This window comes from Streptomyces sp. NPDC024698 (assembly GCF_055559015.1).
The window spans coordinates 49865-64261 of record NZ_JBVHLK010000005.1 but is presented as its reverse complement, the minus strand read 5'-3'; the positions used below and the strand labels follow the sequence as shown (position 1 = coordinate 64261).

Annotated in this window: 8 protein-coding genes and 1 pseudogene; 4 read left to right on the top strand and 5 right to left on the bottom strand. The window is 72.3% G+C overall.

Annotated elements, in window-relative coordinates:
• Positions 1 to 68 precede the first annotated feature (68 nt).
• The gene (locus ACZ4AA_RS13825) at positions 69 to 1298 is read right to left on the bottom strand and encodes a magnesium and cobalt transport protein CorA (protein ID WP_467600553.1); all 1230 of its coding nucleotides are present in this window, start codon (positions 1296 to 1298) and stop codon (positions 69 to 71) included.
• Between the two features lie 145 nt (positions 1299 to 1443).
• Here ACZ4AA_RS13825 and ACZ4AA_RS13820 point away from each other — a divergent pair, with 145 nt between their 5' ends.
• The gene (locus ACZ4AA_RS13820; RefSeq protein ID WP_467600550.1) at positions 1444 to 2550 is read left to right on the top strand and encodes a winged helix DNA-binding domain-containing protein; all 1107 of its coding nucleotides are present in this window, start codon (positions 1444 to 1446) and stop codon (positions 2548 to 2550) included.
• A 153-nt stretch (positions 2551 to 2703) separates the two neighbouring features.
• On the opposite strand, the gene ACZ4AA_RS13815 is transcribed toward ACZ4AA_RS13820, so the two are convergent.
• The 3 genes from ACZ4AA_RS13815 to ACZ4AA_RS13805 all read right to left on the bottom strand — a co-directional run bounded on the left by ACZ4AA_RS13815 (position 2704) and on the right by ACZ4AA_RS13805 (position 7727).
• On the bottom strand, positions 2704 to 3495 hold the full coding sequence (locus tag ACZ4AA_RS13815) for a S1 family peptidase (protein WP_467600548.1): 792 nt from the start codon (positions 3493 to 3495) through the stop codon (positions 2704 to 2706).
• A gap of 382 nt (positions 3496 to 3877) precedes the next feature.
• Complete coding sequence (locus tag ACZ4AA_RS13810; RefSeq protein ID WP_467600545.1) at positions 3878 to 6724, bottom strand: helix-turn-helix transcriptional regulator; 2847 nt, start codon at positions 6722 to 6724, stop codon at positions 3878 to 3880.
• A 151-nt stretch (positions 6725 to 6875) separates the two neighbouring features.
• Entirely contained in the window at positions 6876 to 7727 is an 852-nt protein-coding gene (locus tag ACZ4AA_RS13805; RefSeq protein WP_467600542.1) for a helix-turn-helix transcriptional regulator, read from the bottom strand.
• Between the two features lie 102 nt (positions 7728 to 7829).
• On the opposite strand from ACZ4AA_RS13805, the gene ACZ4AA_RS13800 reads away from it, so the two are divergent.
• Positions 7830 to 9509 carry an AMP-binding protein gene (locus tag ACZ4AA_RS13800; RefSeq protein ID WP_467600539.1) on the top strand — a complete coding sequence of 560 codons (1680 nt, stop codon included), beginning with the start codon at positions 7830 to 7832 and terminating at the stop codon, positions 9507 to 9509.
• Positions 9506 to 11080 carry an AMP-binding protein gene (locus tag ACZ4AA_RS13795; RefSeq protein WP_467600535.1) on the top strand — a complete coding sequence of 525 codons (1575 nt, stop codon included), beginning with the start codon at positions 9506 to 9508 and terminating at the stop codon, positions 11078 to 11080. Before ACZ4AA_RS13800 ends, ACZ4AA_RS13795 begins: the two co-directional genes overlap by 4 nt.
• On the opposite strand, the pseudogene ACZ4AA_RS13790 reads toward ACZ4AA_RS13795, so the two are convergent.
• A pseudogene (locus tag ACZ4AA_RS13790) lies at positions 11068 to 11487 on the bottom strand (hypothetical protein); the annotation flags it as partial. The gene ACZ4AA_RS13795 and the pseudogene ACZ4AA_RS13790 sit on opposite strands and share 13 nt — an antisense overlap.
• A gap of 1036 nt (positions 11488 to 12523) precedes the next feature.
• Here ACZ4AA_RS13790 and gcl point away from each other — a divergent pair.
• Positions 12524 to 14308, top strand: a complete 1785-nt coding sequence (gcl, locus tag ACZ4AA_RS13785) for a glyoxylate carboligase (RefSeq protein ID WP_467600532.1) — start codon at positions 12524 to 12526, stop codon at positions 14306 to 14308.
• Positions 14309 to 14397 lie beyond the last annotated feature (89 nt).

Sequence of the window (14397 nt, the reverse complement as noted above, 5' to 3'; positions counted from 1 at the left end):
TCGGCCACGTCGACAGGGCGACAGGGAATCCGCCGCGTGGACGCCGCCTGCCGAGTGACGCGAGGAGTTCAGAGCCAGTCCCGGCGTTTGAAGATCACGTACAGACTGGCGCAGACCACACCCATCAAGCCGATCGCGAAGGGGTATCCGAAGCGCCAGCCCAGCTCCGGCATGTTCTCGAAGTTCATGCCGTAGATGGTTCCCACGAGTGTGGGGGCGAACAGGATCGCCGCCCAGCTGGAGATCTTCTTGATCTCCTCGTTCTGTTCGAAGCCCGCCTCCGCCAACGCCCGCATCTCCGCGTTCTGTTGCTGGGTGACGAGTGTCGCGTTGACCGTGAGGATGTCGGTGAGGGCCTGGCGGAAACCGTCCACCCGCTCGCTGGTGTGCGTGACGTGGTCGGCGACGTCGCGGAGGTAGCGCTGGAGTTCCTCGTCCGTGCGGTACTTGGCGAAGCCGGCCATCAGGCTGTGCAGCATGCCGACCAGCGGACGGGTGGCCCGCTGGAACTCGACCATCTCGCGCGAGAGTTCGTAGATACGGCGGGACACCGCGGGATCGCCCCGGAAGACCTCGGTCTCGATCTCGTCGATGTCGTTCTGGACGCCGGAAACCACCGGGACGTAACCGTCGACGACGGAGTCGAGGATCGCGTACAGGACCGCCTCCGGGCCGAGCCTCAGCAGTTCGGGGCTCCCCTCCATGCGCCGGCGCACCGCGGAGAGATCCGGTGCCGCGCCGTGCCGGACCGTGATCACGAAGTCCGGGCCCACGAACACGTGCAGCTCGCCGAAGTCGACCTCCTCGGCCGCGTCCAGATAGCGGGCGGCGCTCAGGACGACGAACAGGGTCTCGCCGTACCGTTCCAGCTTCGGCCGCTGATGCGCCTCCATCGCGTCCTCGACGGCCAGCGGATGCAGGTCGAACTCGGCGGCCAGAGAGTGGAGTTCGGCCGCCGTGGGCCGGGCCAGCCCGATCCACGCCATGCCGTCCGGGTGCTCGCGCAGCTCACGGAACGTCTCGGCCAGCGACCCGGGCGTCGACACCCGTACCCCGTCGCGGTACAGCGCGGACTGGACGACGCTGACGATCTCGCTGGGTTCGGGCGAGGGAGGCGGGGCGTGCGGCGCGGCGCGCTTCGGGGGCGGCGCGGACGGCGGGGTCAGGGCGCGCCGCCACAGGGACTTCCGCTCCTTCGCGCCCTCGGGGCCGCCGGAGCCCTTGGCCCGCGTGGAGCCGTCCGTGTCCTCCTGGCCCCGCCGGTTCTCCGAGGCCGGGCGGGCGCGTCGCTCGGGCATCGCGGCTGCCTCCAGGGTCGTACGAACGTCTGGACGATCTCCGAGCAGGATATACGGGCAAACGGTCCGCGTGCCGTGGGCGGGACGGGTATCGGGTGAGAGTTGCGGACAGAAGGTGTCCGCGACCGGCGCTAGCGTGCCGGGTATGACGAAGACGACCGCGACGGCCCCCGTGCTCGGCACCCGCGCCCTCAACCGCGCGACCCTCGACCGTCAGCTCCTGCTGCGCCGCTCCCCGTTGTCCGCGATCGCCGCCGTCGAGCACCTCCTCGGCCTCCAGGCGCAGAACGTGAAGCCGCCGTACTACGCCCTCGCGGCCCGTCTGGAGGGCTTCGGGCCCGAGCACCTGTCGACGGCCATGGAGGCACGCGACGTCGTCCGCATCGTCACCATGCGCTCCACCATCCACACGCACACCGCCGCCGACGCCCTCACCCTGCGGCCCCTGGTCCAGGCCGCCCGCGACCGGGAGCTCGGCCACTTCCGCGAGGGCCTCGCCGGTGTCGACCTGGACCGGCTCGCCGCGATCAGCCGGGAACTGGTCGAGAGCGAGCCGCGCACCATGAAACAGCTGCGCGAGGCACTGCTCGCGGTGTGGCCGGAAGCCGACCCGTTCGCCCTGTCCGTCGCGGCCCGCTGCACCCTGCCCCTGGTCCAGGTGACACCGCGCGGGCTGTGGGGGCGCAGCGGCCAGGTCGCCCTCACCACCGCCGAGCACTGGCTGGGCCGCCCGGCCGAGCCGGCTCCCGCGCCCGACGCGACCGTACTGCGTTATCTCGCCGCCTTCGGCCCGGCCTCGGTGAAGGACATGCAGACCTGGGCCGGTCTGACCCGGCTCCGCGAGGTCTTCGAGCGGCTGCGGCCCGCTCTGGCGGTGTTCCGCGACGAGAACGGAGTGGAGCTCTTCGACGTCCCCGACGCCCCGCGGCCCGACCCGGACACCCCCGCCCCGCCCCGTTTCCTGCCCGAGTTCGACAACCTCCTGCTGTCCCACGCCGACCGCTCCCGGGTCGTCCCGGTGGATCTCAAGGGGCGTACCTGGCGGGGCAATCAGGCCTACCGCACCCTGCTCGTCGACGGTTTCGTCGCCGGTCTGTGGAAGCTGGAGGAGGGCGTGCTCGTCGTCGAGTCCTTCGGCACGCTCACGAAGGCGCGGCGGGACGAGGTCTCCGCGGAGGGGGAGCGCGTGCTCACGGCGATGCACCCCGGGGAGGGGCATGACATCCGGTTCGGCGCGGTCGCGGGGCCCTGAGATGCCGGCGGACGGCTGAGGCACGCGGGGAAGACGTCCGCCGGCAGGTACTCGGGGGCAGAACCCTTGGATGAGGGGCGTTGCGGGCCGCTCGTGGAGGCCCGCAACGCCCCTCGGCTTTCACCTGAGGGGTACTCAGGAAATCTTCTTCTCCTACGAGTTGACCTGATCGGTCACCAGGCTGGAGAACGTCGTCAGGCGGGTGTAGACACCCGGGTAGCCGGCCTCCGCGCAGCCCTCGCCCCAGGACGTGATGCCGGCCAGCACCCCGTTGACGAGCAGCGGGCCACCGCTGTCGCCCTGACAGGTGTCCACGCCGCCGGCGGTGTATCCGGCGCAGACCATGTCGGAGGCCACGTAGTTCTTGCCGTACGAGCTCGCGCAGCTCGTGTCGGACACGATCGGGACGGTCGCGGTGCGCAGCTGGTTGGAGGAGGTGCCGTTCTCCGAGGTGGTGCCCCAGCCGACGATCCGGGCCGTGGTGCCGGCCGCGTACAGGCCGGTGTCCGATCCGGAGACGTACGGCGCCGGGTCGTAGGGCATCGGCGTGGACAGGGTCAGCACGGCCACGTCGTCGCCGTCGGTGGCGTCCGTGTAGTCGGGGTTGATCCAGATCCGGCCGACCTTGCTGACCGTGCCGTCGGTGCCGTTGAGGTACGTCCTTCCGCCCACCACCCGGATGCTGGCGGTCGTCTCGCCCGACATGCAGTGGGCGGCGGTCACGACCTTGTCGGCGGCGACGAGCGTGCCGCCGCAGAACTGGTTCTGCTTCGCGTCGGTGATCTGCATCATGAACGGGTACGAGCTGGTCGTGGTCGTCGTGCCGCCGACGATGGGCTGGGGAACGGCTGCGGCGGAGTGGGCGCCGAGCAGCGTGGTCGCGGCTGCTGCGGCGGTCGCCGCACACACGGCGACGCTCTTCTTGACGCGGTTGAGCCCGAACATCGGTCTCCTTGAAAGTTGCCGGTGGGGGGACGCACGGGTGTGTGTGGGGGGAGTCACGACGCCCCTGGTTGGGGTGTCGCGGACCCGAGCGAACGGCACGCCCACACGCTAGGGGGTGTGACCGCTCTCTCCCAATGAGGGAACCCCCTAGTGGAGACGGGGGAGGGAAAACCCTCGCACGGCGCGGGCCGTGTTTGACGGGGGCGCCGTCCGGTTGGTCCCGGCCCGGGGGCCCCGCGTGTCCGGCGCACGTTCACCCGAAGGAGTCACCCAGCAGCCATACCGCCCTGGCCCGGAGCTCTACCGCCGCGGGCCGGAGCGTCACCGTTGTGGCCCGCAGTCTCACCGGTCCGGCCGCTTCTCCCCGGCGGCCGGGGGAGCGTCAGTCGGGCCGGCGCTCCGCCGCCAGGCGCACGATGTCGACGCGTGAGCGGATCCCCAGCTTCCGGTACACCCGGGTGAGCGTGGCCTCCACCGTCTTGACGCTGATGAACAGCCGCCCGGCGATCTCGCGGTTGGTGGCGCCCTCCATGACCAGGGCAGCGACCTGGCGTTCGGTGGCCGCGAGGGTGTCGAGGGCGGCGGGGGCGAGGGGCGGCGCGGCCGGCGGGAGCGCGGCCGCCGTCTCCACCTGCCGGAGCCAGGGCAGCGCACGGCACCGGCGGAACAGCCGGGCCGCCTCGTCGTAGAGGGTGGGCCCCGGCACGTGCGGGCTGCCCGCCCGGGCGCCGGGAGCCGTGGGGAGGACGCGCAGCCCGGCGAGGGCGTACGCGGCACGGGCCTCCTCCAGGCCGTAGCCCAGCTTGCCGAGACGGTCCTGAGCGGAGGCCAACTGGCGCTCCGCGGGACCCTGTTCACCGCGCGCGGCCCGGACGAGCGCCTCGGCGCGGTCGAGCACGGCGAGCACGCTCTCGCGCTCCAGCCTGAGCGCGCGTCGGCGGGTCACGTCGATGACGTCCTGCGCCTCGGCGGTCTCGCCGATCCTGACCAGGGCCTCGGCGAGGTCCCCGTGCCACCGGCCGCGGGCCGGGTCGATGACACCGAGCGCCTCCTCCAGCTCCCGGACCCGGCGCAGCGAGCGCACCGCGGCCGACGCGTCCCCGGCGACCAGCTCGGCGTGCCCGAGGGCGCCCAGGGCCCGCGAGAGGTACACCATGTCGCCGTCCTCCTCGGCGCGGTCCACGGCCTCGTGGGCGAGCGCGAGCGCCCGGTCCACGTCACCGCCGGCCGCCTCGGCGAGCGAGGTGAACATGGCGGTGGCCGCCTCGCCTATGCCGGTGTCGCGGGCCAGCCTGAGGCTCTCCCGGGCCAGGTCGAGGGCGCGGCCGCAGTGACCGGAGCGCAGTTCGGTCTCGGCGAGGCCGCGCAGGAAGTGCAGTTCGCTCTCGACCATCCCGCGCCGTTGCACCTCGCGCAGCAGCGCGGTGATGGCCGTACGGGCCTCGGCGAGCCGGTCGCCCATGATGAGCCAGCGGAAGCGGGCGGCGCCGGCCCCGTTGTGGTCGCAGGCGACCCGCGGGTCCTGCGGCTCGCGCATCGCCCGCTGGATGGTCGAGGGCGCGTCCGGGTGCCCCATCAGGGTCTCCATCTGCGCCTGGAAGCCGAGGGCGAGGAGTTCGGTGCGCCGGTCCCCGGCTCGGGCCGCGAGCCGCGCGGACCGGGCGGCCTCCTCACGGGCCTTGGTCATCTCACCGTCCATCAGCAGGGCGCGCCAGCCGAGCTGGTAGCGGACGAGGGCGACCAGACCGGGGTCGTCGCCGGCGTCGGCGAGGGCCTGCGGGAAGACGGCGTCGATCTCGGCCATCGCCTGGCCGGCCGAGTCCACGACGACCATCCAGGCCCGGACCCGCTCGGCGGGAGTGGTGGCTCGTGCCAGTACCTGGCGGGCGATGTCCCGGGCGAGGTCCGTCTCCCCGGCCGTCAGGGCGTCCTCGGCGGCCTGGAGACGCCGTTCGTCGGAGCTGGGCCGGGTGTCGGCCGGTGTGTGGCGGGCGGCGAGCAGTCCGAGCCCGACGGCGACGGAGGGGGCGCCGCGGTCACGGGCGGCGGCCGCCGCCTCGCCGAGCCGGGCGGCGACCGCGGGGTCCGTGCCGGTGGTGGCCAGCGCCAGATGCCGGGCCCGCTCGATGGGGTCGGAGGCCGCGTGGGACAGGGCCGAGTGCGCCGCGCGGCGCTCCTGCGCGTCGGCCTCCGCGTACAGGGCCGCCGAGACCAGGGGGTGTGCGAAACGGATGCCCGGTGCGTCGCGTTCGGTGGCCAGGAGCCCGAGGGCGGCGGCCGAGGCCGTCTCCGCCTCCGCGTTCTCCCGGCCCGCCGCGTGCAGCAGGGCCAGGGTCGGGCGGGCTCCCGCGCTCGCCACCAGCAGGGTGCGGCGGGCCTCGGCGGACAGCATGTCCAGACGGCTCAGCACGAGCGCGCGCAGCGAGGTCGGTACGGGCAGCGGCTCGCCCGGACTCGGCCGCGTCGGGGACTCGGCGAGGGCGCGGCCCAGCTCCAGCGCGAAGAGCGGGTTGCCGCCGCTGGTGCGGTGGATGTCCCGCACGGTGGAGCGGGGCAGACCGGTGTAGCCGCGCTGTGCGAGGAGTTCGGCGACCTGGGCACGGGCCAGCGGGGCCAGCCGCAGGGCCAGGGTCTCGGGCACGGACGCGCGCAGGAACCGGTCGTGGTCCTGTGCCTGCGGCTCGGTCTCCGTGCGGACCGCGCACAGCATGCGGACCGGTGTGCCGCCGAGCCTGCGGGCGGCGAAGCCGAGGAGTTCGGCGCTGGCCGGATCGAGCCACTGGAGGTCGTCCGCGACGATCAACACGGGGCCCCGCGCGGCCAGGGCGCGGAACGCCGACAGCACCGCGAGCCGCAGCGCCAGGCCGTCGCGCTGGAGGGTGGACTCACCGCGTCCGGTGAGCGCCGATTCCAGGGCGGTGCGCTGCGGAGCGGGCAGGCGGTCGGCTATGTCGTCGACGACCAGCCCGAGGAGGTCGGCCAGCGCGAGGAAGGGGAGATGGGATTCGGACTCGGTGGCCGAGCAACGCAAGACGGTCCGCGCCGATTCGGCGCATTCGGCGGCCAGCGCCCGCAGGACGGTCGACTTTCCTATTCCCGCCGGTCCGTGCACGAGCACACTGCCGCCGCCGGAGAGCTGCTCGCGTGCCCCCGCGAAGAGTTCCTCCCGGCCGATGACCAGCTCGGGGCGCGGTCGGGCAGGTTCCTTGAAGTCCCCTCGCACGGTCACCGCTCCCCTCGTGTGTCGTGTCCTGGCCAATATTAGGCAAGGTCTCTTTGAATTTCGGACAGTCCGGGTGGTGAGGGAAATAACAGATGTTGCACATACGTCATTTCGCGGTCCGGACGATTGAATGAAGGGTGCCGAAGCGGTCGGTGCGCTAAGGCAGCACCCCGGCCCGCCGAGCGGCGACGACCGCCTCAAGACGGGTGTGCGCGCCCAGTCTGCGCATCGCCGACCGCAGATACCCCTTCACCGTCTCCGGACGCAGCCCGAGCCGCTCGGCGGCGGCCGCGTTGGTCGCCCCCGCCGCGACGCAGGCGAGCACGTCCACCTCGCGCGGGGCCAGCCCCAGATCGCGCGGCACCCGCTGCGGCGGAGCTGCCGCGCCGGCCAGCCGGCCGCACACCGAGAGCAGCTCGGCCCGCAGTCCCGGGTCCGCGATCCGTGGTGCCAGCGCCCGCAGCGCCCCGTGCGCCTCGCGCACCTCCTCCCAGGCCGCCTCGCCCGTCGCTCCCCGCACCGGGCCGGGCTCACGGACGGCCTCCAGCAGTTCGTGGGCCGCGTCCCGGACGACGAGGGCCTGCTCGACGTCCCGGGCCGCCTCCACGGCCGCTCCCAGCGTGCGGTCGCCCAGCGGCCGGGCCGTCCGCAGGGCGCCGTAGAGCACACCGCGCACCCGGCGCCGTACGACGACGGGAACCGCGAGGACGGAACACAGCCCCTCCGCCGCCACCGCCGTGTCGTACTCGTGGCTGATCTGCCGCGAGGCCTCGTAGTCGCTCACCGCGCAGGGCCGGGCGAGGGCCACCGCCTTGCCGCCCAGACCGCTGCCCGAGGACACCGCCAGCGCGCTCAGCGCCGCCGTCGCCGTGCCGCTCAGCTCGCTGATGCGCACCAGCCGGCCGCCGGAATCGACCAGCCCGCCGAAGGCCACCGGCAGCCCCGTGGCACGCCGCAGCCGCACCAGCGCCGCCCGCACTTCCACCGACTCCGCCGTGTCCGCTGCCACCTGCTCGTCCCTTCATCGCGGGGCACCCCCCGTTCGGGGGTGGTGAGACCTGCATCACGGAATACACGATGGTAGGCGGCGGTCCGGCAACGAGGAGGACACATGACGGCGACAACGGGCAGGGCGGGGGAGTTCCGTGCCGCACGGGACTTCCTGCTGGAGCACCGCTCGGACTACACCACGGCCTACGAGGGCTTCAGCTGGCCCCGCCCGGAGCACTTCAACTGGGCCCTCGACTGGTTCGACGCCATCGCGCGGGACAACGACCGCACCGCCCTTCACATCGTGGAGGAGGACGGCGACCGTGTCGAGGTCTCCTTCGCCGCGATGTCCGAGCGCTCGAACCGGGTCGCCAACTGGCTCCGCGAGCGGGGCGTACGGGCCGAGGACCGCGTCCTCGTCATGCTCGGCAACCAGGCCGAGCTGTGGGAGACGGCGCTGGCCGCGATGAAACTGCGCGCCGTCGTCATCCCGGCCACCCCGCTGCTCGGCCCCGCCGACCTGGCCGACCGGGTCGAGCGCGGCCGGGTGCGGCACGTCGTCGTACGGGCCGAGGACACCGCCAAGTTCGACGCGGTACCCGGTGACTACACCCGGATCGCGGTCGGGGGCGCCCGCCCCGGCTGGCACGCGTACGAGGAGACGGCCACCGCCGACGCCGCCTTCGAGCCCGACGGCCCCACCCACGCCGACGACCCCCTGATGCTCTACTTCACCTCCGGCACCACCGCCCGGCCCAAGCTGGTGGAGCACACCCACGTCTCGTACCCGATCGGCCATCTGGCCACGATGTACTGGATCGGGCTCCGGCCCGGGGACGTGCATCTGAACATCTCCTCACCGGGCTGGGCCAAGCACGCCTGGTCGAACCTCTTCGCGCCGTGGAACGCGGAGGCGACCGTCTTCCTCTACAACTACACGCGCTTCGACGCGGCCCGGCTGATGGCCGAGATGGACCGGGCCGAAGTCACCACCTTCTGCGCCCCGCCCACCGTGTGGCGCATGCTCATCCAGGCCGACCTCGGGCTGCTGAAGACCCCGCCGCGCGAGGTCGTGGCCGCGGGCGAGCCGCTGAACCCCGAGGTCATCGAGCAGGTCAGGCGTGCCTGGGACGTCACGATCCGGGACGGGTTCGGGCAGACCGAGACCGCCGTCCAGGTGTCCAACAGTCCGGGCCAGCAGCTCAAGACCGGCTCCATGGGCCGTCCCAGCCCCGGCTTCCGCGTCGAACTGCTCGATCCGGTCTCGGGCGCGCCCGGCGCCTCGGAGGGCGAGATCTGCCTGGATCTGTCCGAGCGCCCGGTGGGTCTGATGACCGGCTATCACGGCGACCCCGACCGCACGGCGGAGGCCATGGCGGGCGGCTACTACCGCACCGGGGACATCGGCTCGCGCGACGCCGACGGCTACATCACCTATGTCGGCCGCGCGGACGACGTGTTCAAGGCCTCCGACTACAAGATCTCGCCCTTCGAGCTGGAGAGCGCGCTCCTGGAGCACGAGGCGGTCGCCGAGGCCGCGGTGGTCCCGGCCCCCGACGAACTGCGCCTCGCCGTCCCCAAGGCCTATGTCGTCCTCGCCGCCGGGTACGAGCCGGGACCCGACACCGCCAAAGTCCTCTTCGAGCACGCGCGCACGGTCCTCGCGCCGTACAAGCGCATCCGTCGGCTGGAGTTCGGCGAGCTGCCCAAGACCGTCTCCGGCAAGATCCGCCGGATCGAGCTGCGCGAGGCCACGGCCGCCGGCTCGGACGCCGAGTACCGCGAGGAGGACTTCCGGTGAGTGAACTGTCGTACGCGCACGGGACGGGCGGCACGGCGCTGCTCGGCGACACCATCGGGGCGAACCTCGACCGGGCCGTCGCGGCCTGGCCGGAGAGGGAGGCACTGGTCGACGTGCCCTCGGGGCGGCGCTGGACGTATGCCCAATTCGGAGCGGCCGTGGACGAGTTGGCGTACGCGCTGCTCGCGTCCGGCATCGCCAAGGGCGACCGGGTGGGCATCTGGGCGGTCAACTGCCCCGAGTGGGTGCTCGTCCAGTACGCCACCGCCCGTGTCGGCGCGGTCATGGTGAACATCAACCCGGCCTATCGCACCCACGAGGTCGAGTACGTCCTGAACCAGGCCGGGATCTCGCTGCTCTTCGCCTCCCTGAGCCACAAGGGCAGCGACTACCGGGCGATGGTCGAGGAAGTCCGCGGCAGGTGCCCGGCGTTGAGGGAGACCGTCCACATCGGCGACCCGGGCTGGGACGCGCTGCTGAGGCGTGGAACCCCTGACCTCCACCAGGACCTCCACGTCCGCGCGAGCGAGCTGTCCTGCGACGACCCCATCAACATCCAGTACACCTCGGGGACGACGGGCTTCCCCAAGGGGGCCACGCTCTCCCACCACAACATTCTCAACAACGGTTATTTCGTGGGGGAGTCGATCGCCTACTCGGAACAGGACCGGGTCTGCGTCCCGGTGCCCTTTTACCACTGCTTCGGCATGGTGATGGGAAACCTGGCCGCCACCTCGCACGGCGCGTGCGTCGTCATCCCGGCCCCGTCGTTCGACCCGGCGGCGACGCTGAGGGCCGTGCAGCAGGAGCGGTGCACCTCGCTCTACGGCGTACCCACCATGTTCATCGCGGAGTTGAACCTCCCCGACTTCGCGTCGTACGACCTGGCCGGCCTGCGCACCGGCATCATGGCGGGCTCGCCCTGCCCGGTCGAGGTGATGAAACGGGTGGTCGCCGAGATGCACATGGAGGAGGTGTCCATCTGCTACGGCATGACGGAGACCTCGCCCGTCTCGCTCCAGACCCGCAGGGACGACGATCTCGAACACCGCACGGGCACGGTCGGCCGCGTCCTGCCGCACCTGGAGGTGAAGGTCGTGGACCCCGTGGCCGGGGTGACGCAACCCCGGGGCACCGCTGGAGAGTTGTGCACCCGCGGCTACAGCGTGATGCTCGGCTACGACGCGGGGCGCTGGATGCACACGGGCGATCTCGCGGTGATGCGCGAGGACGGGTACGTCGAGATCGTCGGCCGTATCAAGGACATGATCATCCGGGGCGGCGAGAACGTCTATCCGCGGGAGATCGAGGAGTTCCTCTACGCCCATCCGAAGATCGCCGACGTCCAGGTGGTCGGCGTCCCGCACGAGCGCTACGGCGAGGAGGTGCTCGCCTGCGTCATCCCGCGCGATCCGGCCGACCCCCTCAGCCTGGACGAGCTGCGCGCCTTCTGCGAGGGCAGGCTGGCGCACTACAAGATCCCGAGCCGGCTGCGGATCCTGGAGGCCTTCCCGATGACGGTCTCGGGGAAGGTGCGGAAGATCGAACTGCGGGAGACCTACGCCGAGTAGGCACCCGGGGAGCCGGTGGCCGGTGGGCGGTCCGTGACGGCGACGAGCTCGTCGGCAGGGCTGTTCACCGGCTGCGGTGTCCCGGTGAGGTCCAGCACGAAGAGGGGTACGCCGAGGGTGTCGGCGCGGGCGCGGGCGTCCTCGGCGTAGCCGGCCAGCGAGAAGAACACGCACTGCGAGGACTCCGTCATGGCGGTCAGCCACAGACACTCCACGTCGCGCAGCGAGGCCGGCCGCACGGTGGGGTCCACCTGGGCCAGGATGCCGCGCGCGGCGAGCCCGATACCGGACGGGGGCCGCTGGTCCGCGCGCCGGATGTCGCGATAGCCGAGCCATCCCAGATAGAGCGCGGCGGCGGTGACGGCGTCGCGCGCGGTACGAATGCCGACGGGCCGGAACGCGGGCCTCCGGCCGTTCCCACCAGCCCGCCGCCCCGCCGCCCCTGATCCCGGCTCGCCACCGTCCGGGCCCTCCCTGTGACCATCACCCGAGCCCTGCTCGGCCCCGCGGTCCGGCCCTTGCTCGGGTCGGCCCTCCGGGCTTCGCTCGGGCCTGCCGTGCGAGCCCTGCTCGGCTCTGGCGTCCGGCCCTTGCCCGTGACCATCACCGGAGCCCTGCTCGGCCCCGCGGTCCGGCCCTTGCTCGGTCCGGCCCTCCGGGCTTCGCTCGGGCCTGCCGTGCGAGCCCTGCTCGGCTCCGCCGTCCGGGCCCGGCCTGGGGTCGTCGTCCGGGCTCTGTTCACGTTCGCCTCGCGGGCCCTGCCCGAGTGCACCGTCGCGGTCCCGCTCGGGCGCGTCGTCCGAGCCGTGCTCGGGATTCCCGCCCGGGTCCCGCTCGGGGACGGCGGCCCGGGTCAGGTGGTTCTCGGCTCGGGGTGCGGGGTCCCCTGTGTCGGCCCGAGGTGCGGCCTGGCCGGTCTCCGGGGCCGGGGCTTCGCGCAGCGGGATGCGCAGGGTCGTTCCGCAGGGGCAGCCGAGTTCCGGGTGCGGCCACTGGGTCTCGCGGCCGCAGGCACCGCACCGGACCGCGGCCCATTCCTCGTCCCATGCCCGGTGGGGGACGGGAGTCGGCTCCGCGAGCCCGTCGAGCGGGACGGACACGGGCGATCCGCACACGCAGGGGTAGGACGGAGCCGCGTACAGGTGCTCGCGGCGGCAGGCCGGACACCGCACCGGCACGCTCTCGGCCATGGCCCACTCCAGAGACTCACGTTCGGTCAGCGCGTCCATAGTCCTCCTCCGAGCGGCCCGCGACAGCGAAACACCACGACGCGCGGGGGAGCGGTCCCGTGCGCCCCCGCCCTTGACGCTCCCTGCCCCGACACCTACATTGCTTCCAGATAGCAGAAGTTAGTTTCCGCAATGCGGAATAAGGAACGGAATCGGCGACTCTTCGCGGGGCGCGACGGGAGCGCGGATCCGGCAGCCGAAGCAGGAGACCCCCATGGCTCGTATGACCGCTGCCCGCGCGGCAGTCGAGATCCTCAAGCGCGAGGGCGTCACCGACGCCTTCGGCGTTCCGGGCGCGGCGATCAACCCCTTCTACGCGGCGCTCAAGGCGTCCGGCGGCATCACCCACACGCTTGCCCGCCATGTCGAGGGTGCCTCGCACATGGCGGAGGGCTACACCCGGACGCACCCCGGCACCATCGGTGTGTGCGTGGGTACTTCGGGCCCGGCCGGAACCGACATGATCACCGGCCTGTACTCCGCGAGCGGCGACTCGATCCCGATCCTGTGCATCACCGGCCAGGCGCCGACCGCGGTGATCCACAAGGAGGACTTCCAGGCCGTCGACATCGCCTCCATCGCGCGCCCCGTGACCAAGGCGGCCACCACCGTGCTGGAGGCCGCGCAGGTTCCCGGAGTTCTCCAGCAGGCCTTCCACCTCATGCGTTCCGGTCGCCCCGGTCCTGTCCTGGTCGACCTGCCCATCGACGTCCAGCTCACCGAGATCGAGTTCGACCCGGAGACGTACGAACCGCTCAAGCCGTACAAGCCCGCCGCGACCCGCGCCCAGATCGAGAAGGCGATCGGCCTGCTGAACGCCTCCGAACGCCCGCTGATCGTGGCCGGCGGAGGAGTCGTCAACGCCGACGCCACCGAACTCCTTTTGGAATTCGCCGAGTTGACCGGCATCCCGGTCGTCCCGACGCTCATGGGCTGGGGCGCGCTGCCCGACGACCACGAACTCAACGCGGGCATGGTCGGCCTTCAGACCTCGCACCGCTACGGCAACGCCACCTTCCTGGAGTCCGACTTCGTCCTCGGCATCGGAAACCGCTGGGCCAACCGCCACACCGGCGACCTGGACGTCTACACGGCGGGCCGGACCTTCGTGCACGTCGACATCGAACCCACCCAGCTCGGCAGGATCTTCGCCCCGCACTACGGCATCGCCTCCGACGCGAAGGCCGCGCTGGAGCTCTTCGTCGAGGTGGCACGGGAGGTGAAGGCGGCGGGCGGACTGCCCGACCGCTCCGCCTGGTCCGCCGCCGCGCAGGAGAAGCGGGCCACCCTCCAGCGCCGTACGCACTTCGACGACATCCCGATCAAGCCGCAGCGCGTCTACGAGGAGATGAACAAGGCCTTCGGCCCGGAGACCCGGTACGTCACCACCATCGGGCTCTCCCAGATCGCCGGCGCCCAGCTGCTGCACGTCCACCGGCCGCGCCACTGGATCAACTGCGGCCAGGCGGGGCCCCTCGGCTGGACCGTCCCTGCCGCCCTCGGCGTCGCCAGGGCCGACCCCGGCGCCCAGGTCGTCGCCCTCTCCGGCGACTACGACTTCCAGTTCATGATGGAGGAACTGGCCGTCGGGGCTCAGCACCGGATCCCGTACATCCATGTCCTGGTGAACAACGCCTACTTGGGCCTGATCCGGCAGGCCCAGCTCGGCCTGGACATCGACTTCCAGGTCAGCCTGGAGTTCGAGAACGTCAACTCCCCCGAGCTCGGCGTCTACGGCGTCGACCACGTCAAGGTCGTCGAAGGTCTCGGCTGCAAGGCGATCCGGGTCACCGACCCGGCCGAACTCGGCGCCGCCTTCGAGCGGGCCAAGAAGCTCGCCGCCGAGTTCCGGGTCCCCGTGGTCGTGGAGGCGATCCTGGAGCGCGTCACCAACATCTCCATGAGCAGGACGAACGACATCGGCGCCGTCGTAGAGTTCGAGGAGACCGCGACCGAGCCGGGTCACGCGCCCACGGCGATCAGGACACTGAAGGTCTGAAGCGGACCTCGTACCGGCCCGCCCGGCCGGCCCGTCCCGAGGGGCGGTCCCGGCCGGGCGCGTTGTTCCCAGAAGCGGGCGGGTCCGGC